25 protein-coding genes are annotated in these 21,877 nt (G+C 61.0%); 10 read left to right on the forward strand and 15 right to left on the reverse strand.

The window, feature by feature from the left end; translation table 11 throughout:
* Window positions 1-110 precede the first annotated feature (110 nt).
* A complete protein-coding gene (locus M0D65_RS32190) occupies window positions 111-1,025 on the reverse strand; it encodes an SDR family oxidoreductase (RefSeq protein ID WP_266256076.1) in 915 nt (304 codons plus the stop codon).
* A gap of 17 nt (window positions 1,026-1,042) precedes the next feature.
* Window positions 1,043-1,258, reverse strand: a complete 216-nt coding sequence (locus M0D65_RS32195; protein WP_266256077.1) for a heavy-metal-associated domain-containing protein — start codon at window positions 1,256-1,258, stop codon at window positions 1,043-1,045.
* Window positions 1,259-1,398: 140 nt separating this feature from the next.
* Between M0D65_RS32195 and cueR the strand changes: the two genes are divergently transcribed.
* The 3 genes from cueR (at window position 1,399) to M0D65_RS32210 (ending at window position 2,797) form a co-directional block, all read left to right on the forward strand.
* Complete coding sequence (gene cueR, locus M0D65_RS32200) at window positions 1,399-1,821, forward strand: Cu(I)-responsive transcriptional regulator (protein WP_266256078.1); 423 nt, start codon at window positions 1,399-1,401, stop codon at window positions 1,819-1,821.
* Window positions 1,822-2,115: 294 nt separating this feature from the next.
* Window positions 2,116-2,262 carry a DUF3563 family protein gene (locus tag M0D65_RS32205; protein WP_091019147.1) on the forward strand — a complete coding sequence of 49 codons (147 nt, stop codon included), beginning with the start codon at window positions 2,116-2,118 and terminating at the stop codon, window positions 2,260-2,262.
* Between the two features lie 244 nt (window positions 2,263-2,506).
* Window positions 2,507-2,797, forward strand: a complete 291-nt coding sequence (locus tag M0D65_RS32210) for a hypothetical protein (protein ID WP_266256079.1) — start codon at window positions 2,507-2,509, stop codon at window positions 2,795-2,797.
* Between the two features lie 87 nt (window positions 2,798-2,884).
* Here M0D65_RS32210 and M0D65_RS32215 read toward each other — a convergent pair whose 3' ends face one another.
* Together M0D65_RS32215 and M0D65_RS32220 are read right to left on the reverse strand one after the other, a co-directional pair.
* Window positions 2,885-3,730, reverse strand: a complete 846-nt coding sequence (locus M0D65_RS32215; RefSeq protein ID WP_091019141.1) for a 23S rRNA (adenine(2030)-N(6))-methyltransferase RlmJ — start codon at window positions 3,728-3,730, stop codon at window positions 2,885-2,887.
* A 184-nt stretch (window positions 3,731-3,914) separates the two neighbouring features.
* A complete protein-coding gene (locus M0D65_RS32220; protein ID WP_266256080.1) occupies window positions 3,915-4,886 on the reverse strand; it encodes an aldo/keto reductase in 972 nt (323 codons plus the stop codon).
* 245 nt (window positions 4,887-5,131) lie between these two features.
* Between M0D65_RS32220 and M0D65_RS32225 the strand changes: the two genes are divergently transcribed.
* Window positions 5,132-6,382 (forward strand): patatin-like phospholipase family protein, encoded by a 1,251-nt coding sequence (locus tag M0D65_RS32225; protein ID WP_266256081.1) that lies wholly within the window; start codon window positions 5,132-5,134, stop codon window positions 6,380-6,382.
* A gap of 138 nt (window positions 6,383-6,520) precedes the next feature.
* Here the strand turns inward: M0D65_RS32225 and M0D65_RS32230 are convergent, their stop codons facing one another.
* Entirely contained in the window at window positions 6,521-7,720 is a 1,200-nt protein-coding gene (locus M0D65_RS32230) for an amino acid aminotransferase (RefSeq protein ID WP_266256082.1), read from the reverse strand.
* A gap of 367 nt (window positions 7,721-8,087) precedes the next feature.
* On the opposite strand from M0D65_RS32230, the gene uvrB reads away from it, so the two are divergent.
* From uvrB to M0D65_RS32255, 5 genes are all read left to right on the forward strand, one after another.
* Window positions 8,088-10,178: an excinuclease ABC subunit UvrB gene (uvrB, locus tag M0D65_RS32235; protein ID WP_266256083.1), complete on the forward strand. Its 2,091-nt coding sequence runs from the start codon at window positions 8,088-8,090 to the stop codon at window positions 10,176-10,178.
* A 283-nt stretch (window positions 10,179-10,461) separates the two neighbouring features.
* Window positions 10,462-11,004, forward strand: a complete 543-nt coding sequence (locus M0D65_RS32240) for an iron transporter (protein ID WP_091019131.1) — start codon at window positions 10,462-10,464, stop codon at window positions 11,002-11,004.
* Between the two features lie 18 nt (window positions 11,005-11,022).
* Entirely contained in the window at window positions 11,023-11,358 is a 336-nt protein-coding gene (locus M0D65_RS32245) for a cupredoxin domain-containing protein (protein ID WP_266256084.1), read from the forward strand.
* Between the two features lie 20 nt (window positions 11,359-11,378).
* The gene (locus M0D65_RS32250; protein WP_266256085.1) at window positions 11,379-12,221 is read left to right on the forward strand and encodes an FTR1 family protein; all 843 of its coding nucleotides are present in this window, start codon (window positions 11,379-11,381) and stop codon (window positions 12,219-12,221) included.
* The gene (locus tag M0D65_RS32255) at window positions 12,218-13,621 is read left to right on the forward strand and encodes a 4Fe-4S binding protein (protein WP_266256086.1); all 1,404 of its coding nucleotides are present in this window, start codon (window positions 12,218-12,220) and stop codon (window positions 13,619-13,621) included. The genes M0D65_RS32250 and M0D65_RS32255 overlap by 4 nt, the downstream gene beginning before the upstream one ends.
* 249 nt (window positions 13,622-13,870) lie before the next feature.
* On the opposite strand, the gene hemP is transcribed toward M0D65_RS32255, so the two are convergent.
* The 4 genes from hemP to M0D65_RS32275 form a co-directional block, all read right to left on the reverse strand.
* The gene (gene hemP / locus M0D65_RS32260) at window positions 13,871-14,140 is read right to left on the reverse strand and encodes a hemin uptake protein HemP (protein WP_266256087.1); all 270 of its coding nucleotides are present in this window, start codon (window positions 14,138-14,140) and stop codon (window positions 13,871-13,873) included.
* A gap of 181 nt (window positions 14,141-14,321) precedes the next feature.
* Window positions 14,322-14,804: an SRPBCC family protein gene (locus M0D65_RS32265; RefSeq protein WP_091019118.1), complete on the reverse strand. Its 483-nt coding sequence runs from the start codon at window positions 14,802-14,804 to the stop codon at window positions 14,322-14,324.
* 58 nt (window positions 14,805-14,862) lie between these two features.
* Window positions 14,863-15,261 (reverse strand): OsmC family protein, encoded by a 399-nt coding sequence (locus tag M0D65_RS32270; RefSeq protein WP_266256088.1) that lies wholly within the window; start codon window positions 15,259-15,261, stop codon window positions 14,863-14,865.
* Between the two features lie 229 nt (window positions 15,262-15,490).
* Window positions 15,491-16,363, reverse strand: coding sequence for a pirin family protein (locus M0D65_RS32275; protein WP_266256089.1), 873 nt, complete (start codon window positions 16,361-16,363; stop codon window positions 15,491-15,493).
* Window positions 16,364-16,486: 123 nt separating this feature from the next.
* Here M0D65_RS32275 and M0D65_RS32280 point away from each other — a divergent pair, with 123 nt between their 5' ends.
* Window positions 16,487-17,467 carry a LysR family transcriptional regulator gene (locus M0D65_RS32280; protein ID WP_091019111.1) on the forward strand — a complete coding sequence of 327 codons (981 nt, stop codon included), beginning with the start codon at window positions 16,487-16,489 and terminating at the stop codon, window positions 17,465-17,467.
* Window positions 17,468-17,810: 343 nt separating this feature from the next.
* Here M0D65_RS32280 and M0D65_RS32285 read toward each other — a convergent pair whose 3' ends face one another.
* The 6 genes from M0D65_RS32285 to bfr form a co-directional block, all read right to left on the reverse strand.
* A complete protein-coding gene (locus M0D65_RS32285) occupies window positions 17,811-18,230 on the reverse strand; it encodes a biopolymer transporter ExbD (protein WP_091019109.1) in 420 nt (139 codons plus the stop codon).
* Window positions 18,231-18,246: 16 nt separating this feature from the next.
* Window positions 18,247-18,978 carry a MotA/TolQ/ExbB proton channel family protein gene (locus M0D65_RS32290; protein ID WP_091019106.1) on the reverse strand — a complete coding sequence of 244 codons (732 nt, stop codon included), beginning with the start codon at window positions 18,976-18,978 and terminating at the stop codon, window positions 18,247-18,249.
* Between the two features lie 25 nt (window positions 18,979-19,003).
* Window positions 19,004-19,717: an energy transducer TonB gene (locus M0D65_RS32295; RefSeq protein ID WP_091019105.1), complete on the reverse strand. Its 714-nt coding sequence runs from the start codon at window positions 19,715-19,717 to the stop codon at window positions 19,004-19,006.
* Window positions 19,718-19,966: 249 nt separating this feature from the next.
* Window positions 19,967-20,203 (reverse strand): bacterioferritin-associated ferredoxin, encoded by a 237-nt coding sequence (locus M0D65_RS32300; protein WP_091019103.1) that lies wholly within the window; start codon window positions 20,201-20,203, stop codon window positions 19,967-19,969.
* A 172-nt stretch (window positions 20,204-20,375) separates the two neighbouring features.
* Window positions 20,376-21,257, reverse strand: a complete 882-nt coding sequence (gene murI, locus M0D65_RS32305) for a glutamate racemase (protein ID WP_266256090.1) — start codon at window positions 21,255-21,257, stop codon at window positions 20,376-20,378.
* A 64-nt stretch (window positions 21,258-21,321) separates the two neighbouring features.
* Window positions 21,322-21,801: a bacterioferritin gene (gene bfr, locus M0D65_RS32310; RefSeq protein ID WP_091019099.1), complete on the reverse strand. Its 480-nt coding sequence runs from the start codon at window positions 21,799-21,801 to the stop codon at window positions 21,322-21,324.
* Between the last annotated feature and the right edge of the window lie 76 nt (window positions 21,802-21,877).

Raw genomic sequence — 21,877 nt, forward strand, 5'->3', positions numbered from 1 at the left:
ACGACGCCCCCCGGTACTTCACCCCGGGGGCGGCCACCGCCCCAGCTTGTTGTTCGCTCATCTCGACGAACGCAACCGAAATACCCCGCACACAGCGCGAGCGTCAACTCTCAAGTCTCGATATCCCTGTTCCATGGGAATTTCGTCAGTACCTGTCTGATCGCCACATCGAAGGATGTACGGCGACCGATACCCAAACTCTCCAGACGACTCGAATCCAGATGGCAGTCACGTGGCCGAGGTGTTGAGTCAACCGGCGTCGTCTGGCGAATCAGATTGGCGTTCAGTTGCAGCGCGTCGGCGAGACGCACCGCAATATCGTGTTTCGTCATGGGTTCATCACCCGACCACTGCGCGATGCCGCAGATACCCTTTCCACGCGAATGCCATGTGAGCAACTGCTTGATGACAAACGCGACGTCAGGCGTATAGGTTGGGTAACGGATCGCCCACGCGTCCATGACAGCGGACGCAGCGTCCGCTGATGCCGCAATCGCCGGCACAAGGCTAGTCACTGCCGATTCCTGCCAGTCGACAATCGGCCCATAAAGCAGCGGCAAACGCAGCACGCAACCTTTCCTGGCGGTATCGAGCAGTGCGCGCTCACCTTCCTCTTTGCTCCAGCCGTAAGCGTTGATCGGCGACGGTGAATCATCACAACGATAGGGCGGCCGGGTACCGTCGAAAACATAATCGGTCGAGATAGACAGGGCCCACGCGCCGACCCGGTTGGCCGCCGTCGCCACTGTACGCACAGCATCGACATTCAACGCGCGCGCCTGTAGAGGTTCGAGTTCGCACACATCGGGGCGACGCTCCGCGGCCGCAATCACAATCGCATCCGGCGCTTCGCGCTCCACAAACTGCGCTACGGCCCCGGCATCTCGAATGTCGAGAGAAACCATGTGCGCGGCTGTGCGCCGGAATGCAGTCGGGATGACCCGCCAGTCGCGCTCACGCGCGAGTTCATCGATGACGGCACGTCCAAGCAGACCCGAAGCGCCAATGATCGCAACGGTGAACATTCAGCTTCGTTCCTCGATCAGTTTGCCGTGGCTTGCGTGTCGACCACGACGTAGCCGGCGTCGGCGATCGCAGCCTTCAATACATCCGGCGTCTGTTGCGAATCGACTGCAACGCGACCGGCCGCGAGGTCCACACGCACACCGGCTGTAGCGTCCTGCTCGCGGATCGCCTCGGTAACGGCTGCCACGCAATGCTGGCAGCTCATGCCTTCAACTTTGAATTCGATTGTCATCGAATAACCTCATAAAAATAGAAACGGACATGGAGACACGACGAGCGGCACACATCCGATTTGCCGATCTCCAGAACAACCATACACCTTCCCACCGTAGGAAGGTGTAGCATAAAAACAGTCGATTGGAGGATAGAGCGATGAATATCGGTGAGGCAGCACGTGAGTCAGGCGTTACAGCAAAAATGATCCGCTACTACGAGAGCGTTGGACTTCTGAGCGCCAAGGCGCGTACGGCAGCGGGCTACCGCATTTACAGTGCGCCGGAGGTTCACTCGTTGCGTTTCATCCGTCAAGCGCGCCGTCTTGGCTTTCTGGTCGAGGATATTCGCAAGTTGCTGGCGCTCTGGCAAGACCGCTCGCGCGCGAGCGCCGAGGTGAAGTCGATTGCACTTGAACATGTGACCGAGCTTGATCGCCGGATTGCGGAGCTGACCGAAATGCGCGACACGCTCGCCCACCTTGCCGCGCATTGTCATGGCGATTCGCGGCCGGATTGTCCGATTCTCGAGCGACTGGCCAATACAGCGGCAATGCCCGTAGCGGGCTGTCACGCCGATTGAGGGTGCGGTGCAACCCAATCGATAGAGCGTTGCAACCGCGCAACGCAAATGCGCTATATTGGTGCGAATTCTAGACAAAATTTCCACACCAACTGCTTGAAGTAAATCAACATTCTTTGAAATCAACAACTTGGTGGGAGAAAAACCCTGCACCATTCCAAAACGGAATGCACATCAGTCGAGCATTTCACTAGCAAAACAACACCGGAAGGCTATAATTCGGGTTAACCCTTTTAAGGGAAATCCCTGATGATGTTTCCACCAGGGGTTCATACTGATCCTTGGAGAAACATCATGATTGCCTACGTTGTTGAAAAACTGAGCAACTGGTTTGAATCTGCTGAACGTAACCGCCGCGAGGCTTATCTGGCGTCGTCGACCGACATCGTCCAGCTTGAGCAACGCATCCGTTCGCTCGAAACCAGCGGCTACTCGCTGTAAGCACATCTGCTCGCGAGCGGCGCTTGTTGCCGCGCGGCAGTGAAGCCTGGAAGCCCCGCCACGTGCGGGGCTTCGTCATATCTGGAACCTGTGAATCTCACGTCGCCGCGTATTGTTCTAGCCTGAACCTGGCCACCAGGGGTAAGGTAAGGCGTTTTCGACGGCACCCCATATATCACTGGTTATCCGGTTCGCTATGATCCCGATCCGCTTGCTTCGTCTTTTGCCGGCTTCCCTTACCGCCATGGCGGCTCTGACCGCAGAGGTAGCGTTCGCGCTATCGACGGGCGGAGGACAGCCGTTGATCCTCGATACGCAGAAAGGCATCAGCGATGGGCAAAGCGGCACCGTGCTGCAAACCGCGCCGCTTTCGCATGCGCGCATCGTTGAGGCGCAACCCATTGCAACGCCGACGGAACTCGCGCCCAATGCGTCGCCGCCGGTTATCGTTGCGCCCTATATCGAGTTGCCGACGGGCACCCAGCCGCAGTCGACTTCGAAACCACGCCTGCGGATTCCATCGTCGCCGCAATAGAGCAGTGTTCCGACTGGCGCAGATCGCGCATCAATATCCGAAGTGTCGTTCGCCACATCGAAAGACGCCGCAACAATCCCAACACCGTCAATCGCCGCGATGCTCGATCTTGAACTGGGCCGCTGCATCCAGACCCAGTGCATCGACGAGCCACGGCAACGTCTCTTTCATCGCTTTCGCGAGCGTATACGGCGGATTCAGGATGAACATGCCGCTGCCAAAGAGTCCGAAACCGTCTGTGGGCGGTTTGCCGATCGTCAGGGAGACGTGCAGCCAGTTGCGTTCCTGCAGACGTTTTAACTGATCGGGGAAGCGTTGCGACTCGAGGCGCGTGACCTGCGGATACCAGACCGCATAGGTACCATTCGCAAAACGCCGCAAGCTTTCTTCGACACAGACAAGCGCCCGGTGATAGTCGCGCTTGTCCTCGTACGAAGGGTCGATCAGCACCAGTGCACGACGGGGTGGGGGCGGCAGCAGCGCCTTGATGCCCTCGAAACCATCGCCGGAATAGAGCAGCGCCCGGCGACCGGCATCGCGGAAGTTGTGGCGTAGCACGTCGATCTCGGTGCTATGCATTTCGAACAGCCGCATGCGGTCCTGTTCGCGCATCAGCCGCCATGCCAGATAAGGCGAGCCCGGGTAATAGCGCAACTGGCCGTCGGCATTGAGCGCCGCGACTTCATTCACATACTCGGCAAGCACGGGCGGCAGATCCTGGCGCGCCCACAGTTTTCCGATGCCGGTTTCGAATTCGGCGGTCTTCGTCGCGTAGCCTTCCTTCAGCGAATACACGCCAGCGCCGGCGTGCGTATCGATGTACCAGTACGACTTGTCTTTCTGCTCGAGATAGCGCAGCAATTGCACGACGATCGCGTGTTTCAGAACGTCGGCGTGATTTCCTGCATGAAAGGCATGGCGGTAGCTGAGCATGGTTTCGCGTGAAGCGGGCGTAAAACGATGAATCGGAGGTGTCGGCGGATCTTTGCGGCATCTGTCATGTCGCGGGACCGCCGCCGCGTACTTCGGTGCGGCCGCGTATTGTACGCGACACGCACCGGCGTCCTGCACCGGCGAGCTTCAGCGAACGCTAACGCCACTGCTCGCACATCGCGCGCTATGCCTCTGTATCGCCAACGATCTCCTCGATCTTCAACTTGAGCTCTGGCGTGATTTTTGCGGCGACATCCAGTGCCTTCATGTTCTCGGCGATCTGCTCCACGCGCGAAGCGCCGGTGATCACCGTGCTCACATGCGGATTCTTGAGAATCCACGCGATAGCCAGTTGCCCCACCGAACAACCGAGTTCGTCCGCCACGCTGCCGAGCTTGCCGACCACATCGTTCTTGCCGGCGTCGGTGACCTGCTTGCGCAGCCAGTCGTAGCCCTGCAATTGCGCGCGACTGTCGGCGGGTACGCCGTTACGGTACTTGCCGGTCAGCAAGCCCGATGCAAGCGGACTCCATGTGGTCAGACCAAGTCCGATGTCGTCATAGAGCCGCTTGTATTCCTGCTCGACGCGCCGGCGATGGAACAGGTTGTATTGCGGCTGCTCCATGACAGGTTTGTGAAGATGATGCCGTTCCGCGATTTCGTAAGCGGCACGGATCTCATCGGCGCTCCACTCCGAGGTTCCCCAGTACAGCGCCTTGCCACGCGAAATCATGTCGCTCATCGCCCAGACCGTTTCTTCGACAGGCGTGTTCGGATCGGGCCGGTGGCAGAACACGAGATCGACGTAGTCGAGTTGCAGGCGTTTCAGCGAAGCATCGATTGCGTTGAGCAGGTACTTGCGGTTCAGCGTGTGATACTGGTTGGGCGCTTCATTCAATCCCCAGAAGAACTTGGTGGACACGATGTAGCTGACACGCGACCACCCCAGCTCCTTCAGTGCGTGGCCCATGATTTCCTCCGACTGGCCGCTCGCATAGACCTCGGCGTTGTCGAAGAAATTGACGCCCGCATCGCGCGCCGCCGCAAGCGATTCGCGGGCGGCACCGCGATCGACCTGATTGCCGTACGTGACCCATGAGCCGATGGACAGTTCGCTGACTTGCAGGCCGGAGCGGCCGAGTCGCCGGTAATTCATTCGCGTCTCCTTCGAAAGTAATCGATCGCAATCCGACAGCTTAATCCGATCCGCACGAGTCTGTGGGACCACGGGTCCGCGCAGTGCAGGTTAGCGCCGCGTCGTGCGTGCTTCATGCACAATAACAGCCGTGGTTGTGACCTTGCATTCTTCTGAACGGCCTCGCCCGGTCGTTCTGTCATCGTGAGTCATGGCGGGTAGATTGACTACGCGAGCTGCACGGACAGGTGAAAAGGAGCATCGTAATGACGCGAAACAACACCGGACAGGCACGCGCGAGCGCGCGCGACGGAAATAGCGATGCGCCCGCAAAGGCAAAAGCGCAGGCGACCGGCAAAGCCCGATCGATCGCCCCCGTCGATCTGCCGAAGTACGAATCGATCGCGCTGATGCTCCAGGGCGGTGGCGCACTGGGCGCCTATCAGGCCGGTGTGTACCAGGGGCTCGACGAAGCAGGCATCCGGCCAACCTGGCTCGCGGGTATTTCGATCGGCGCGTTGAATACCGCGATCATTGCCGGCAACGCGCCCGAGCATCGTGTGGCGCGTCTGCGGGAGTTCTGGGAAACGATCTGTCAGCCGGCATTTGGGCCGCCGTTGCCGCCGTTCGTCGAGCACGCACTGTTCAATTCCACCGATGCCGTGCGCAAGGCCTTCACGGCGATGCAGGCGATGGGCGCGATCATCGAAGGACAGAAGGGCTTTTTCGTGCCGCGCTTTCCGCCGCCTTTGCCGAGTGTCTCCGGGTCTCCGCAAACTGCCAGCTACTACGACACCACGCCGCTCAAGGCGACGCTCGAGCGCCTGTGCGATTTCGACCGGATCAACGCGCGCGAATTGCGCGTGTCGGTCGGTGCGGTGAATGTCGGCACCGGCAATTTCGCTTACTTCGACAATACGCGCATGACACTGCGCGCCGAGCACTTCATCGCGTCCGGTGCGCTGCCGCCTGGTTTTGCCGCGGTGGAGATCGATGGCGAGTACTTCTGGGACGGTGGCCTGATGTCGAATACGCCGCTCTACGAAGTGGTTCAGACGACACCGCGTCAGGACACGCTCGCATTCCAGGTCGACTTGTGGAGTGCGCTCGGGCCGGTGCCGGAGAGCATCACCGACGTCCAGGGGCGTATGAAGGACATTCAGTATTCGAGCCGCACGCGGTTAGTCACCGACATGCTGCAACGCTCGCAGCGTTTTCGTCATGTGCTGCGCGAGGTGCTCGACCGGGTCGCGCCCGAGCATCAAGACGACCGCTGGTGTAAAGTCGCGGAGGATCTCGCGTGTTCCAAACGATATAACGTGATCCACCTGATATACCGGCAGAAAGAATACGAAGGGCAGTACAAGGATTACCAGTTCGGCCTGTCGACGATGCGCGAGCATTGGGACAGTGGTCTCCAGGATATTCGCCGTTCGCTGGCGCAGCCCGGGTGGCTTGCGTTACCCGATAACGATGCGGGTTTCGTCACACACGATATTCACCGCGACGCTCGTTGAGCGCTCACCGACGTGAGCGATTCGAACCGCAAAAAGCAACGGCGCTCCGCAGGGAGCGCCGCTTTTACGACAGCAGGCTGACTGACCGGGCAGTTCGTCGTACGGCAGACAGAACAGGCCCGGCAGCTTCGAGATGCGTTACTTCAAAACCTGCGCAATCGCACCAGCGACCACATCGAGGTTGCGCGTGTTGAGCGCCGCAACGCAGATGCGCCCCGTGCCAACCGCGTAGATACCGAACTCTTCGCGCAGACGATCCACCTGTGCCGAGGTCAATCCCGAGTACGAGAACATACCGCGCTGCGCATTGACGAAGCTGAAGTCGCGCGCCACACCAGCCGCCTGCAGACGCTCGACCAGACCATTACGCATCGCACGGATACGGTCGCGCATTTCGCCGAGTTCCGCTTCCCACGTCGCGCGCAGTTCCGGCGCAGCAAGTACGGCTGCGACGACCGAACCGCCGTGCGTCGGCGGATTCGAGTAGTTCGTGCGAATCACGCGCTTCAACTGCGACAGAACGCGAGTCGCTTCTTCCTTGCTGCCGGTGATGATCGACAGTGCGCCGACGCGCTCGCCGTACAGCGAGAACGACTTCGAGAACGACGACGAGACGAACACGTTCAGTTCGGAAGCCGCGAACAGGCGCACCGCGTCTGCATCTGCATCGATGCCGTCGCCGAAACCCTGATACGCGATGTCGAGGAACGGGACCAGTTCGCGCGTCTTGACGACGTCGACGATCTGCTTCCACTGGTCTGCGGTGAGATCGACGCCGGTCGGGTTGTGGCAGCACGCGTGCAACACGACGACCGTGCCCGCGGCATAGCTGTTCAGTGCGTCGAGCAGGCCGGCGAAATTCACGCCATGGGTTGCGGCGTCGTAGTACGGGTACGACACGACGTCGAACCCGGCGCTTTCAAACAGCGCGCGGTGATTTTCCCAGCTCGGGTCGCTGATTGCGACTTTGGCGGCCGGGTTCAGCCGCTTCAGGAAGTCCGCACCGATTTTCAGCGCACCTGTGCCGCCCAGCGCTTGCGCCGTCACGACGCGGCCCGCGGCGATCAGCGCCGAATCGTTGCCGAGCAGCAGCTTTTGCACCGCGGCGTCGTATGCCGCAATCCCTTCGATCGGCAGATAGCCGCGCGGCAGCGCCGCTTCGACACGTGCCTTTTCCGCGTCGCGCACGGCGCGCAGCAACGGAATCTTGCCTTCTTCGTTGGTATAGACACCCACGCCCAGGTTCACCTTGGTTGTGCGTGCATCGGCGTTGAAGGCTTCGTTCAGGCCCAGGATAGGGTCGCGGGGAGCGAGTTCGACAGCGGAAAAGAGAGACATGATGGTTCGGCAGTAGTGAGAAGAAGGGCGGCTTCACGCGCGACCGGCCCGCTGTCAGCCGGTGAAACGGCGATCGGGCGGTGGCGCAAACACACAGCCCGCCATTGTATCGAATCCTGGCGGTTTTTCGGCTCGCGCCGCGCTGCCAGGCTGTTTTTGCGGCAAAAAAGCGCGTTCAGCGTGCATCGGCGTTTAAGTGCCGGATCGAGGCGCGGCGCGACCGTGAAAGCGTCCGTCCGGCAGCGAACAGCGGATTCCTCAAGGCACCTCCTGCCAGCGTACTGACAGCAGACCGGTTGCATGCGCGGCTCGCGGCTGGCCGAAACGCTAGAATAGTCCTTTGCTCCCGCTGAGGACGCTGCTCCCCATGTCCGATCACCACCTGTCCGAAGCTGACAACGCCCTCGACGAGTCGAAATTCGTCACGTTCGAAGGTTCGCCGTTCCAGCTGTATCAACCGTATCTGCCCGCCGGCGATCAACCGACCGCGATCGAAACGCTGGTCGAAGGCATCGAGGATGGCCTGTCTTACCAGACGTTGCTCGGCGTGACGGGCTCGGGCAAAACCTTCACGATGGCCAATACGATCGCGCGGCTCGGCCGCCCGGCTATCGTCTTCGCGCCGAACAAGACGCTCGCCGCGCAGTTGTATTCGGAGTTTCGCGAGTTCTTTCCGCGCAACGCCGTCGAGTACTTCGTTTCGTACTACGACTACTACCAGCCGGAAGCGTACGTGCCGCAGCGCGACCTGTTCATCGAAAAGGATTCGTCGATCAACGAGCACATCGAACAGATGCGGCTGTCGGCGACGAAGAGCCTGATGGAGCGACGCGACGTCGTGATCGTCGCGACCGTGTCGGCGATCTACGGTATCGGCAATCCGTCCGAATACCACAAGATGATCCTGACGCTACGCACCGGTGACCGCATCGGTCAGCGCGACATCATCGCGCGGTTAATCGCCATGCAGTACACGCGCAACGAAGCCGACTTTCAGCGCGGTGCGTTCCGAGTGCGCGGCGACACCATCGATATCTTTCCGGCCGAACACGCGGAAATGGCGGTGCGGCTCGAGCTGTTCGACGACGAAATCGAAACGCTGCAACTGTTCGATCCGCTGACGGGTCGCGTACGGCAGAAAATCCCGCGCTTCACGGTGTACCCGTCGTCGCACTATGTGACGCCGCGTGACACGGTGATGCGTGCCGTCGAAACGATCAAGACCGAACTGCGCGATCGGCTCGAGTTCTTTCATCGCGACAACAAGCTGGTGGAAGCGCAACGCCTCGAACAGCGCACGCGTTTCGATTTGGAGATGCTGCAGGAACTGGGTTTCTGCAAAGGCATTGAGAATTACTCGCGGCACTTTTCGGGCGCGGCGCCTGGCGAGCCGCCGCCGACGCTCGTCGACTATCTGCCCACCGACGCATTGATGTTGCTCGACGAATCGCACGTGCTGATCGGTCAGCTGAACGGTATGTACAACGGCGACCGCGCGCGCAAGGAAAACCTCGTCGACTACGGGTTCCGGCTACCGTCCGCCCTGGACAACCGGCCGCTCAAGTTCAACGAGTTCGAGCGCAAGATGCGCCAGGTCGTGTTCGTCTCGGCGACGCCGGCAGACTATGAGAAGAAAACCTCGGGGCAGGTCGCGGAGCAGTTGGTGCGCCCGACGGGTCTCGTCGATCCAGAAATCGAAGTGCGTCCAGCGACGAGCCAGGTCGACGACGTGCTCTCCGAAATCAACGAACGCGTGAAGGTCGGCGATCGCGTGCTGGTGACGGTGCTGACCAAGCGCATGGCCGAACAGCTGACCGAGTTCCTGGCGGATCACGGCGTCAAGGTGCGTTATCTGCATAGCGACATCGATACGGTGGAGCGGGTCGAGATCATTCGCGATCTGCGGCTCGGTACCTTCGATGTGCTGGTCGGGATCAACCTGTTGCGCGAAGGGCTCGATATTCCGGAAGTGTCGCTGGTTGCGATTCTCGACGCGGACAAGGAAGGCTTCCTGCGCGCCGAGCGTTCGCTGATCCAGACGATCGGCCGTGCCGCGCGCAACATCAACGGCAAGGCGATTCTGTACGGCGACAAGATGACCGATTCGATGCGTCGCGCGATCGACGAGACCGAACGCCGGCGCACGAAGCAGATCGCGTTCAACGTGGCAAACGGCATTACGCCGCGCGGGGTCGTGAAGCGGATCAAGGACATCATCGATGGTGTGTACAACGTCGACGAAGCGCGCGCCGAACTGAAGGAGCAGCAACAGCGCGCGAAGTTCGAAGACATGTCCGAGAAGCAGCTCGCGAAGGAACTCAAGCGCCTCGAGAAGCAGATGATGGAGCACGCGAAGAATCTCGAATTCGAAAAAGCCGCCCAGGCACGCGACCAGCTCGCGCTGCTGCGTGAACGCGTATTTGGGGCAAACGTCGGCGACCATCTGACGGGTATCTAGCCAGGTCCAATCAACGTCGACGAAAGCCGACGAAAGTATTACGCAGCGCCGCCCGGCGCTGCGTTCCCGATACGTCAATCCATCTTCATTCCAACGCCGGAGCCTTGTCCGCACAGGGATCCGCACGCCCACGATATTTGTTTGGCATCAGTAAGGATGCTAGAATCGCCTTACTATTGAGAATGGGTCGCATTAACGTTCTTCGGCGTTTCTTCCTGCGTTTCCCATCTTTGCCGCCCACGGGCGCCGCGTGGTTTCTGTCAGATAAAAATCAGGAGTTTCAATGCGTTTTTCTTCGTTTTTGCGTGGCGGCGTCATGGCCGTCGCAGCAGCTGTTGCGGTCTCGGCTACCGCCGCCGAATTCCCGATCGGCAAACAGCAGATCCAGGGCGGCATGGAGATCGGTGCGGTCTATCTGCAGCCCATCACGATGGAGCCGGAAGGCATGATGCGCAAGGCGTCGGACTCCGACGTCCATCTCGAGGCCGACATTCACGCAGTGAAGAACAACCCGACCGGTTTCGCCGAAGGCGACTGGATGCCGTACCTGCAGGTTCGCTATGAACTGTCGAAGGGCAACTGGTCGCAAAAGGGCGATTTGATGGCGATGGTGGCGAGCGACGGCCCGCACTATGGCGATAACGTCAAGCTCGCTGGTCCCGGCAAGTATCACCTGAAGCTGATCGTCGAACCGCCGATGCAGATGGGCCACATGGCGTTCGGCCGTCACGTTGACAAGGAAACTGGTGTGGGTCCGTGGTTCAAGCCGTTCACGCTCGAGTACGACTTTGCGTATGCGGGCATCGGCAAAAAAGGCGGCTACTAATCGCGGCGGGGTAGCTCAATGAGAATCAACCGAAAGATCGCGCTCTTCGCGATGGCGACATCGCTTGCAGCAGGCGCAGCGCATGCAGTCGATCTGCCCACGTTCAAGCTGGAAATGAACGACGGCAAGTTGAATCCGGCGCGTATCGAAGTGCCGGCCGGGCAGCGTATCAAGATCGAAGTGCGCAACACGGGCAAAGGCGCCGCCGAATTCGAAAGCGTGCAGCTGCGCAAGGAAAAGGTACTCGCGCCTGGTGCCGAGTCGTTTGTCGTGATTGCGCCGCTGTCGCCGGGAGAATACAAATTCTTCGACGACTTTCATCAGCAGGCGCAGGGCGTGATCGTCGCGAAGTAGAGCGTAGCAGGAGAAATTCGATGGGTCAGGTGTTGTTCATCGTGTGGCGGGAAAGCGTCGAGGCGCTGCTCGTCGTCGGCATCCTGTATGCGTGGCTGAAAAACGGCGATGCCGAGGCGCGGCGCGGGCTGCCGTATCTGTGGGCCGGCGTCGCAGTGGGCGTACTCGCGGCGATCGCATTGGGTGCGGCGCTGGTCGGTTTCACCGAGGTGCTGTCCGGCGATGCACAGGATTATTTCCAGACCGCGATGGTGCTGATCGCCTGCGTGCTGATCGTGCAGATGGTGCTGTGGATGAAGCAGCACGGTCGCACGTTGAAGCGCGACATGGAGCAGTCGTTGCAGCAGAGTACGCGCGATGCGAACTGGTGGGGCGTGGCCGTACTGGTTGCGCTCGCCATCGCGCGCGAGGGCAGCGAAACGGTCATCTTTCTGTATGGCCTCGGATTCGGGCAGTCGGGGCATATCGACGGTAGCCAGATTCTTGCCGTATTGATCGGCCTCGGTCTCGCGTTTCTCACGTTCTATCTGTTGCAGCTCGGCGGCAAGCTGTTCTCGTGGCGGCACTTTTTCCGCGTGACCGAGATCATGCTGCTGTTGCTCGGAGCAGGGCTGTTCCAGACCGGCGTCGACAAGTTGATCGACAAGGAACTGCTGCCGACCATCGTCGATCAGGTGTGGAACACGTCGGCGCTGCTCGACGACTCCAGCACATTCGGATCGCTCGTCGCGACGCTGACCGGTTATCGCGCGCATCCGGCGCTGATGAACCTGATCGCCTATGCGGTGTACTGGGCGGTGGTCTATCTGCTGATTCGTCGCGCGTCCCGGCCCGCGTCGCGAACCGCCGGGCGCGCGGTATGACGAGCGTGTCCGTCCGTGCGGGCCGCCTTGCCGGAGCTGGCCAATGGATGCAGCGCCATGGTTCTCTGATCCGCGGTATTCAGTGGGTGGTGGTGGCGGTCTACGCGTTCCTGATCCTCGTGCCGGCCTTTACGCCGCTACCCGACGACAGCGCGCATCTGTGGAACAACCTCACGCTTGCGGCGCAATTCGTGTTCTGGGGCATCTGGTGGCCGTTCGTGCTGCTGTCGATGGTGCTGCTCGGGCGCGTCTGGTGCGGTGTGCTGTGTCCGGAAGGCACGCTCGCGGAGTTCGCGAGCAAATACGGGCGCGGTCGCGCGATTCCACACTGGATGCGCTGGGGCGGCTGGCCGTTCGTTGCCTTCGGACTGACGACGATCTACGGCCAGATGGTCAGCGTCTATCAATATCCGAAAGCGGTGCTGCTGGTGCTCGGTGGCTCGACGCTTGCGGCGATGATCATCGGTTTGCTGTATGGGCGCGAGAAGCGCGTCTGGTGCAAGTACCTGTGCCCCGTGAACGGTGTCTTTTCGCTGCTCGCGCGGCTTGCGCCGTTTCACTACAAGGTCGACGAAGCCGCCTGGCGGCGCTCGTATAAGGAAGGCGAGCACGGACATCGCGTGGTGCCGATCAACTGCGCACCGCTCGTGCCGCTGCGTAACATGAAGGGCGCCGCCGACTGCCACATGTGCGGCCGCTGCGCCGGTCATCGCGACGCGGTAGCGCTGACGTGGCGCACGCCGTCGACAGAAGTCGTCGAACTCGGCGACAAACAGGCCAGCGCGTGGGACACCGCGTTGATCGTGTACGGGCTGCTTGGCATCGCAATCGGCGCGTTTCACTGGACCGCATCGACCTGGTTCGTCGAACTGAAAACCTGGCTTGCCACCTGGCTTATCGATCGCGACATCATGTGGCCGCTCGATACCAACGCGCCGTGGTTCCTGTTCACCCATTACCCGGATCAGAACGACGTCTTTTCGTGGCTCGACGGCACGATGGTGGTCGGCTATATCCTCGCGACAGCGGCGGTCTACGGCACGACGCTGCTCGCGTTGCTCGCCGGAGCGACACGCATGCTCGGGCGCTTCGATGCGCCCAGATTGCATCATCTTGCGCAGGGGTTGATTCCGCTTGCTGGCGCCGGCGTGTTCCTCGGTTTGTCGGCGACGACGCTGTCGCTGCTGCGCGCGGAACATGTGCCGTTGTGGTGGGCTACCGATCTGCGCATCGTGATTCTCGTCGTGGCGAATCTGTGGAGCGCATGGCTTGCGTGGCTCGTCACGCGTCGCTACAGCGTACGGCTATGGTCGCGTAGTCTGGCGATGGTGTGGTTCATGGCCGCACTGGCGGTTGTCGATAGTGCGTGGTGGTTGATGTTCTGGGGCTGGTCGCGCTGATCCGATCCAAAACAAAAGCCGTGCGATGAATCAAGGTCATCGCACGGCTTATTCGCTACGTAATCATCGATCGCGATACACGCCAGATGGGCGCGATGCGCACTGCAGTGAGAACCAAAAAAGCGGCCTGGCTGGCTGCGACGGCTGGCTTGGTGTCTGCACGAAGGGGTCTAATTCTCACGTGCAAGCCGTCGTGGCTGGCTAAAGCCTAACACCTCTCGAGGAGGTGGTCCCCACAATACCCGGTACTTACTTCGTCAAAATGAGCTTGCCCAGACGCGTGGCACGCAACTGATAGGTCTCACCGTTATGCATGATGCTGATGTGGCTGCGGCCTTGCAGCAGCATGTCACTGCGGACTACACGATCGGTCGAGTCGGACGGTTGGCTGCTCCGTACGGCGGCCGACGCGGTGCTTGCCGTGGTCGATACCGCTGGTGCTGCAGCCTTCGGTCGGCTGGTCAGCGCGGCGGTCGGGCGGCGCAGGCTAAGCGTGGAGGAGCGCGTCAGATCAGTCATTCGTTCCATCGGTTTGTCGATTCGATGGAATTGATTCTAAATGATAATCGTTCGTATTAACAAGAAAAGGAATTCATCGAGAACGGTTTTCGATAGTGACAGGCTGTTGCCGTCGATTCAGGTGGGGCGCGCCGCGAGTCTGTGCAGTGCGGAAGCGCCGGGGCGGGGCGCTCCGGCAACCTCAATGCAGCGCGTCCGGGTTCTTGCGCGTCTGTACGTACTGGCGGATCAACCGCACCGTATCGATATCGGACTCGCGATACGCCGACTTGACGATCTCCTCGGTCTGCCGCGCATCCTGATCCTCGGAGACGGGCAGCGTCGTCTTGTATTCGAAGCGCAGGAACAATTGCTTGTCGTCCGGCTGCTCGATCGTCATGGTCAGCGAGCCGCCGACATACGTTTCCGTCGGGAGGATGTCGTAGCGCACGCTCTGGTTGTGCTCTAGCGTCACGCGGTCGCGCACCGTGGCCTGGCCATAGTGCAGTTCGCGATCGAGCGTGCTGTCGGTGCGCGAGACGATCGTGCAGCTATCGAGGCCCAGCACGAACAACTGCGGCTGCTCGGCGCGCAGCACGAGCCCCTCCCAGAGTTCGTCGCGGGTCATCGTGTCGACATACGGATTCGACGGGTCGTTGATCTGGATCAGGTGTTCGAAATTCAAAACGGCGGCTTCCTTTTAAGGCGCGGGATTCTGTCGGTATAGCGGACGCAGGCTCGCGTCACGCGACGGCAAGGCCGGTGCGGATCGCGATCGGACGGCTCAGGATCTTGTGGACCGGGCAGGCGTTGGCGATCTGCAGCAGCCGTTCGCACTGTTCGTCCGACAGGTCGCCTTCCAGCACGATCTTGCGATCGATTGTGGAGCCTGTGTCGCCGGTTTCGATCGAGAGCGTCACGTGCACGTTGTCGAGCTGCCAGCCTTTGCGTTGTGCGTACATCTTCAGTGTGATCGACGTACATGCACCGAGACTCGACAGCAGCAAATCGACCGGCGATGGACCGCGATCGCCGCCGCCAACCGATTCGGGTTCGTCGGCGAGCCAGCTATGTTTGCCGTCGTCGAGGACGACCTGAAAATTTGCCGACCCGGTGTGTGCGGTGACGGTGGACCCTGACATGGACGCTCCTGAACGGGGAGTGGATTGGCCGCGAGTGACGGCGCGAGACGGTATTGTGAACGAATTCTCCGGCGAACGAATCCGGTCGCAAACGGATGGCGCTGCACTCGCATTGCACGCAATGATCTTTCACGGCGAAATGCAAAGGGCGTCGCGAGCCTGAACGACCCGCGACGCCCTTCGTGCCGCCACGCAATCAACGCGCAACCAACGCGCGATCAATACGCAATCAATGCGCAATCTGCCCCATCCGGCCAGCCTGATAATCAAGCACTGCCTGACGGATCTCCGCTTCGGTATTCATCACGAATGGACCATAACGGACGACCGGCTCTTTCAGCGGCACCCCGCCGAGCAGCAACACCTCGAGCGGCTCAACACCGGCAGCAAGCGTCACGGTGTCGCCGTCGTCGTTGAACACGACCATCTGACGTGCTTCGATCTCGTGCCGCTCTTCGCCATACATCCCCTTGCCGGACAACGCATACGCAAACACCCGATAGTCGCGCGGCACGGCGTGCACGATGCTCGCGCCCGGCTGCAACGTGAAGTGCTGATACAGGATCGGCGTGCGCGTTTCGATTGCGGCCTTGACGCCGAGCGCTTCGCCCGCGATGACCTTCACGTGCACCGCGCCGTCCGGCGACGTCGCGACCGGAATCTTCGCCGACGGAATTTCCTGGTAGCGCGGCGCAATCATCTTGTCCTCGCGCGGCAGGTTGACCCACAGCTGTACGCCATGTACACGCCCACCCGTGCGATTGAATTCCGGATCGGGCATTTCGCTGTGCACGACGCCCGCGCCGGCGGTCATCCATTGCACATCGCCGGCGCGCAGCGTGCCCGAATGGCCCGCCGAGTCTTTATGGCCGAACTGGCCCTCGAGCGCGTAGGTCACCGTTTCGAAGCCGCGATGCGGGTGATCCGGGGCGCCTTTCGCTTCGCCGGGCGCGTAATCGATCGGGCCCATTTCATCGAGCAGCAGAAACGGATCGAAATCCATCAGCAGACGGGTCGGGAACGGGCGATGAACGATAAAACCGCCGCCTTCCGTCGTACGAACGGCTGGAAACGTACGGTCGATCGTGCGGGTCGTGGTCATCAGGGGCACCTTAAAAGATTGAGGAATAGCGTCATTTCTGAAACATAGAGCTATTATAGGGACCGTTTTTCACGGTTCCAGCCACCTGTTCGCAATGGATTGTTCTATCAGTGGAACGATGAAATGAAGATCGATTCGCATAACCTGAACGACCTGATGTACTTTTCGCAGGTCGTCGAACACGGCGGTTTCTCCGCCGCCGAGCGGGTGCTCGGTATCTCCAAGTCGCGTCTGTCGCGGCGCCTGACGGAGCTTGAAGGGTCGCTTGGCGTACGTCTGTTGCAGCGCTCCACGCGCAAGCTGGCGCTCACCGAAGCGGGGCAACTGTTTTACCAGCACTGTCAGGCGATGCTGTCGGAGGCGCAGGCGGCGGTCAACGTCGTGCAGCAACTGCGTTCGTCGCCGCGCGGCTCAGTGCGGGTCAGCGTGCCGATCACGGTGTCGCAGACGATCATGACGCAGATCCTGCCGGAATTCATGCACCGCTACCCGGAAGTGCGTGTCGTGATGCGTGTGACCAACCGGGTCGTCGACCTGTTCGAAGATTCGATCGATGTCGCCTTGCGCGTGCGCTCGGAACCGCCGCAGAGCGCGAACATCGTCGTGCGGCCGTTGTGGCGCACACAGCAGATGCTGGTCGGCGCTCCGAGCCTGCTGAACCAGAATGCGCCGCCGCTGGTGCCCGCCGATCTGACCCGCTTCGAAACGCTCGACGTGTCGACCGGCGACGGCCGGCATGTGTTCAACCTGATTTCGCCGGACGGCATCCGCCACGCGCACGAGCATGAACCGCGCCTGGTGAGCGGCGATCTGATGCTGATTCGCGAGGCCGCGCTCGCGGGCGTCGGTATCGCCGCGTTGCCCGAGATGATGTACGGTGCGGCGCTAAGAAGCGGCAAGCTGTCGCCGGTGATGCCCGGCTGGACCTTGCCTGTGCCGCAGCTGTACGCGGTGTTCCTGTCCCGCCAGGGCATGGTGCCGGCGGTGCGCGCTTTCGTGGACTATCTGGTCGAAATGCTCGATCCCGACATCGGCAAGCACATTACAGGCGAGTGTCCGGATTCCGACGCAGTGCGTGCTGTGCAGCAAGCGGTCGCGCTTTGAGCGAGTTGCATCGCTTTTGACATTGAAGCGCCGCCTGCAATGAGTACTTTCAATGGCGGTTTGCTTGAATGCGCGTGCGAGCCGACCTATATTGAAATCCCTTTCGCTGAAGAGTCACTTGAGCGAAACCTCATGGCCGCTATCTATAGCGAGCCTGATAGGGCTGAACGCGCTGTCCGTGTCGATCACGGCTGTCGCATGTGGTGTCTCCGGCTACTCTAATGGCAAGTGAACCCGCCGCCCGAATGCGCCGCGTGCGCACAAAAAAAGGCCTTCATCTGGTGATGAAGGCCTTTTACTTTGGGCCGCGAAAAGCGGTGTTTTCGCTTGTTGCGAGTGTGCGTTACTGCTTCGGCTCGGTGACGAAACCCATCTTCGTCAGACCGCCTGCCTGCGCCGCGGACATCACTTCGGCGACCGCCTCATAGGGCACCTTGCGATCGGCGTTCAGATGCAGCTCCGGTTGCGGCGTCATCTTCGCAGCAGCAGCGATCTTCTCGCGCAACGCGGCGTCGTCGACCTTCTGCTCGTCCCACAGCACCGTGCCGTCGGCTTGCACCGAAACATTCACCTGAGTCGGCTTCGTGTCTTCTTTCTGGCTGCTCGCATGCGGCAGGTCGATTTTTACCGCGTGGCGGATCGCGGGAATCGTCACCATGAAGACGATCAACAGAACCAGCATGACGTCGACGAGCGGCGTCATGTTGATTTCATTCATCAGGCCATCGTCTTCGTCGTTGGCGAAAGGGCTCGTCATTGCCATCGGAATGCCTCGCGGATCAGTGGGTGCGCGTCGCGAGACGCAGACCGTCGCCGCGCTTCGACGACGACAGGCGTGCGCCGGTCACGAAGAACGCATGCAGACCGTGTGCGAAGCGATTCAGCTTGCTGACGATCGCCTTGTTCGCACGCGTCAGCGCGTTGTAGCCGAGCACCGCGGGAATCGCGACGAACAGACCGAAGGCCGTCATGATCAGCGCTTCGCCAACCGGGCCGGCGACCTGATCGATCGAGGTCTGGCCGCTTGCACCGATGCTCAGCAGCGCGTGATAGATCCCCCACACCGTACCGAACAGTCCGACGAACGGCGCCGTGCTGCCGATCGATGCGAGTACGGCCAGGCCGCTCTGCATACGCGCGATGCTTTCGTCCATCGTGTCCTTCAGGCAGCGCGTGACCCAGTCGGAGACGTCCATACGATCGTGCAGATGCGGCTGCGTCTGATGATGGTGATCGGCGGCTTCCTGGCCCGACAGGGCGAGCGCGAGAAACGGATTGTCCTGGGGCTTCGATGCATGGGCGCCGAGTTTGTTGACGCCGTCGGCGAGATCGTCGGAATGCCAGAAGGCCTGCTCGGCGTTGCGCGTGAGGCGGTTCAGGCGCACCACGTTCCAGCTCTTGATGACGATTACCGTCCACGACAGCACCGACATGATCACCAGCGCGAGGGCGATGCCCCGCGTGACGAAATCCCCTTGCGCCCATACGTGGGCGATACCGTAGTTTTGCATTGCCATTCCTTGAGTGAAATCTACTTCAGTCCTTGAGTCCGAAATCGAAGGGCTGTGTGTACGTTGCCAGAACCGGCTCGCCGTTCTCCAGATAGGGCTTGCAGGTGCTCGCTCTCATCGCATCGAGCGCGGCATCGTCAAGGCGGCTGTAGCCGCTGCTCTTCTTCAACTCGATGTTCTGGATTTTGCCGGTCAGTCCCACGACGAACTTGACGTACGCGGTGCCGCTTTCGCCTCGACGCGCCGACAGCGGCGGGTAGTCGGGCTGAACCATCCGGCAGTCGAGGTGCGAGACGTCTTTCGGTGCACTCAGCGCCATCGTCGGACGCGCTGCAACGGGTGCCGGCGGCGCGACCGGCGCAGCGGGCGCAGGTGGCTGCGGTACGGGCGCCGGCGTGGTGATCGCGTGCTCGGACGGAGCGACCGCCTGGGGCAATGGCTTCGGAACCGGGCGCGGCTGCACCTTCGGCTTGAGGTGCGGCACCGGCGGCGTGGGCTTGGGCGGTTCGATCGACTGGATCGCGGCAGGTGCTGCGACCGCGGCGGGAGGCAGCAGTTCGGCGGTGATGGCCGGCGATTCGATTGGACGCGAGAGCGGTTCGTTACGTACCGTCAGCACGACGGCGAGCAACACAACGTGAATCGCGAGGACAACAGTCGTCGCGATGGCTGCACGGGAATTCATTCGGAAGGGAGCGACCGGTGGGGCACCGGCCTGTACGGAATGTAATGCCTGCATGTTAGCGTGAGTAAGCGCCGTCGATGCAGCGAGTCAGGCAAGGCAGCGTCATGTTCGGAATATCAGCAGCGAAATGCATAAGGTGGTCACGAAACCGATCAGCAATTCCATCTCGAACTCCTTGAGGGTGAGAACGGTAGCTGGCTGGTGCACGACTGGCTTGCTGACAGGTGGTGAAACGAAACAACGAAACGGTTGCTTGCGAATGGCTCGCGGTACAGCGTGCGTGGCCGGCCGCAGGATACTGGGTCAGGCGGCCTTGCGTTCGTAAAACGTGAGCGGAGCCACGTGCGTGTGGTGCTCGACACCGCAGCGGCTCGCGCAGGCACCCGATTGCGCCATTACATCGCGCACCGATTCTTCGCACTTGCCGCAGCACGTAGCGACGCCGAGCTCGAATTGCAGCTCGTCGAACGAGTCGACGCCCTCTGCGATCGAGGCACGAATTTTCCGGTCGGACACAGACTTGCACACGCAAACGATCATGGCGATACGCGATAGTGAACGTTAATGCGAATTATTATCAATTATGTTCGGTGCATTTGGCAAGCGTCCGCTACGGATTTTTGTAACAAAACCAGTCGGTTACCAGGGTTTTCCGGCCGGCCCGGACGGGTGTGAATCTGCGTGGGCCGGCGGCAAGTGCCGTGCTACGGGGCTAGGCGGGCAGGGAGTCGGGCGCGGCGGTGCGGCGGGAGGGGATCAGAACCTGCTCGACCGGGACGTCGAGATTCAGCAGGCTGGCGGTCATTTGCCGCAGGTGGGCGCCGTCGCTGGTGGAATGAAGGCGCGGCAGGGGGATCGTTTCGCCTGCGGCGGGCGGCGCCGCGCGCAGGCCCTGCTGATCCAGGATGCGTTCCAGTTGTCGCGCAATGGCGACGCTCGTATCGATCAGCTGGAGCCGCTCGCCGACGATATCGCGGATCAGCGTATCGAGAAACGGGTAATGCGTGCAGCCGAGTACCAGCGTATCCGCCCCGGCGTCCAGCATCGGTTGCAGATAGCCGTCCAGCAGCGCGCGCAGTTCCGCCGATCCGACGTCGCAGCGTTCGATTGCCTGCACGAGCCCATGGCCTGGCTGGCAGAGGAAACGGCAGTCGGCGGCATAGCGTTCGAGCAGTGCCTGAAAACGCGCGCTGCGCAGCGTGACCTGGGTGGCGAGCACGCCGGCGACCCGCGTCTTCGATTGCAGCGCTGCGGGCTTTACACCCGGTTCGACGCCGATCAGCGGGACGGGCAGCTTTTCGCGCACCATCGAAATGGCTTGCGAGGTCGCCGTGTTGCAGGCGACCACGAGGGCTTTCGCACCTTGCGCGACCAGCCACTGGCAGACTGCGAGCGTGCGGTCGGCGATGAAATCGTCGTCGCGTTCGCCGTAGGGCGCATAGAGCGAGTCGGCGGCGTAGACGATTGCTTCGTTGGGCAGCAGCGTGCGCACCGCGCGCAGCACCGACAGGCCGCCCAGGCCGGAATCGAAGATTCCGACCGGCATACGTGTGGCGGCGAGCGAGGGGAGGACGGCGGCTTCGGTGGAGGTCATCGGGGTGGGCGGCGAGTCGTGAACGCGGCGAGCGTGCGTCGGATAGCGCACGCTCCGCGAAATATCACGATTCTAGCGAACCCATGCCGGTTTGTTGATAGTTCTGGATGCCGACCTTGTCGATCAGATCGAGCTGTGTTTCGAGCCAGTCGATGTGTTCTTCGGTGTCGTCGAGGATCGTCGTGAAGATTTCGCGCGAGATGTAGTCGTGTACCGACTCGCAATGCGCGATCGCTTCCTTGCAGGTCTTCTGCGAAATCTGTTCGAGCTTCAGGTCGCACTGAAGGATCTCTTTGGTCTCTTCGCCGATCAGCAGCTTGTGCAGATCCTGCAGGTTCGGCAAACCGTCGAGCATGAAAATACGTTCGATCAGCAGATCGGCGTGCTTCATCTCGCCGATCGACTCGTCGTACTCATGCTTGCCGAGCTTGTCGAGGCCCCAGTGCTTGTACATCCGTGCATGCAGGAAGTACTGATTGATGGCGGTCAGCTCGTTTTTCAGCTGGGAATTCAGGTATTCGAGGACCTTCTTGTCGCCTTTCATGGTCTTTCCTTGTGGGGGCTTTTTATTCAAACCTGAACAATAAACGCAGGACCCGGAAAAGCCAAGGTTACGGATG

It is taken from the genome of Paraburkholderia sp. CHISQ3 (assembly GCF_030464945.1).
Taxonomy (GTDB): domain Bacteria; phylum Pseudomonadota; class Gammaproteobacteria; order Burkholderiales; family Burkholderiaceae; genus Paraburkholderia; species Paraburkholderia megapolitana.

What these genes read in the sequence shown, in the direction of transcription:
- M0D65_RS32190 (WP_266256076.1), bottom strand. Translation starts at nt 1,025, where the DNA reads ATGTTCACCGTTGCGATCATTGGCGCTTCGGGTCTGCTTGGACGTGCC.
- M0D65_RS32195 (WP_266256077.1), bottom strand. Translation starts at nt 1,258, where the DNA reads ATGACAATCGAATTCAAAGTTGAAGGCATGAGCTGCCAGCATTGCGTG.
- cueR (WP_266256078.1), top strand. Translation starts at nt 1,399, where the DNA reads ATGAATATCGGTGAGGCAGCACGTGAGTCAGGCGTTACAGCAAAAATG.
- M0D65_RS32205 (WP_091019147.1), top strand. Translation starts at nt 2,116, where the DNA reads ATGATTGCCTACGTTGTTGAAAAACTGAGCAACTGGTTTGAATCTGCT.
- M0D65_RS32210 (WP_266256079.1), top strand. Translation starts at nt 2,507, where the DNA reads ATGGCGGCTCTGACCGCAGAGGTAGCGTTCGCGCTATCGACGGGCGGA.
- M0D65_RS32215 (WP_091019141.1), bottom strand. Translation starts at nt 3,730, where the DNA reads ATGCTCAGCTACCGCCATGCCTTTCATGCAGGAAATCACGCCGACGTT.
- M0D65_RS32220 (WP_266256080.1), bottom strand. Translation starts at nt 4,886, where the DNA reads ATGAATTACCGGCGACTCGGCCGCTCCGGCCTGCAAGTCAGCGAACTG.
- M0D65_RS32225 (WP_266256081.1), top strand. Translation starts at nt 5,132, where the DNA reads ATGACGCGAAACAACACCGGACAGGCACGCGCGAGCGCGCGCGACGGA.
- M0D65_RS32230 (WP_266256082.1), bottom strand. Translation starts at nt 7,720, where the DNA reads ATGTCTCTCTTTTCCGCTGTCGAACTCGCTCCCCGCGACCCTATCCTG.
- uvrB (WP_266256083.1), top strand. Translation starts at nt 8,088, where the DNA reads ATGTCCGATCACCACCTGTCCGAAGCTGACAACGCCCTCGACGAGTCG.
- M0D65_RS32240 (WP_091019131.1), top strand. Translation starts at nt 10,462, where the DNA reads ATGCGTTTTTCTTCGTTTTTGCGTGGCGGCGTCATGGCCGTCGCAGCA.
- M0D65_RS32245 (WP_266256084.1), top strand. Translation starts at nt 11,023, where the DNA reads ATGAGAATCAACCGAAAGATCGCGCTCTTCGCGATGGCGACATCGCTT.
- M0D65_RS32250 (WP_266256085.1), top strand. Translation starts at nt 11,379, where the DNA reads ATGGGTCAGGTGTTGTTCATCGTGTGGCGGGAAAGCGTCGAGGCGCTG.
- M0D65_RS32255 (WP_266256086.1), top strand. Translation starts at nt 12,218, where the DNA reads ATGACGAGCGTGTCCGTCCGTGCGGGCCGCCTTGCCGGAGCTGGCCAA.
- hemP (WP_266256087.1), bottom strand. Translation starts at nt 14,140, where the DNA reads ATGACTGATCTGACGCGCTCCTCCACGCTTAGCCTGCGCCGCCCGACC.
- M0D65_RS32270 (WP_266256088.1), bottom strand. Translation starts at nt 15,261, where the DNA reads ATGTCAGGGTCCACCGTCACCGCACACACCGGGTCGGCAAATTTTCAG.
- M0D65_RS32275 (WP_266256089.1), bottom strand. Translation starts at nt 16,363, where the DNA reads ATGACCACGACCCGCACGATCGACCGTACGTTTCCAGCCGTTCGTACG.
- M0D65_RS32280 (WP_091019111.1), top strand. Translation starts at nt 16,487, where the DNA reads ATGAAGATCGATTCGCATAACCTGAACGACCTGATGTACTTTTCGCAG.
- M0D65_RS32285 (WP_091019109.1), bottom strand. Translation starts at nt 18,230, where the DNA reads ATGGCAATGACGAGCCCTTTCGCCAACGACGAAGACGATGGCCTGATG.
- M0D65_RS32290 (WP_091019106.1), bottom strand. Translation starts at nt 18,978, where the DNA reads ATGCAAAACTACGGTATCGCCCACGTATGGGCGCAAGGGGATTTCGTC.
- M0D65_RS32295 (WP_091019105.1), bottom strand. Translation starts at nt 19,717, where the DNA reads ATGCAGGCATTACATTCCGTACAGGCCGGTGCCCCACCGGTCGCTCCC.
- M0D65_RS32300 (WP_091019103.1), bottom strand. Translation starts at nt 20,203, where the DNA reads ATGATCGTTTGCGTGTGCAAGTCTGTGTCCGACCGGAAAATTCGTGCC.
- murI (WP_266256090.1), bottom strand. Translation starts at nt 21,257, where the DNA reads ATGACCTCCACCGAAGCCGCCGTCCTCCCCTCGCTCGCCGCCACACGT.
- bfr (WP_091019099.1), bottom strand. Translation starts at nt 21,801, where the DNA reads ATGAAAGGCGACAAGAAGGTCCTCGAATACCTGAATTCCCAGCTGAAA.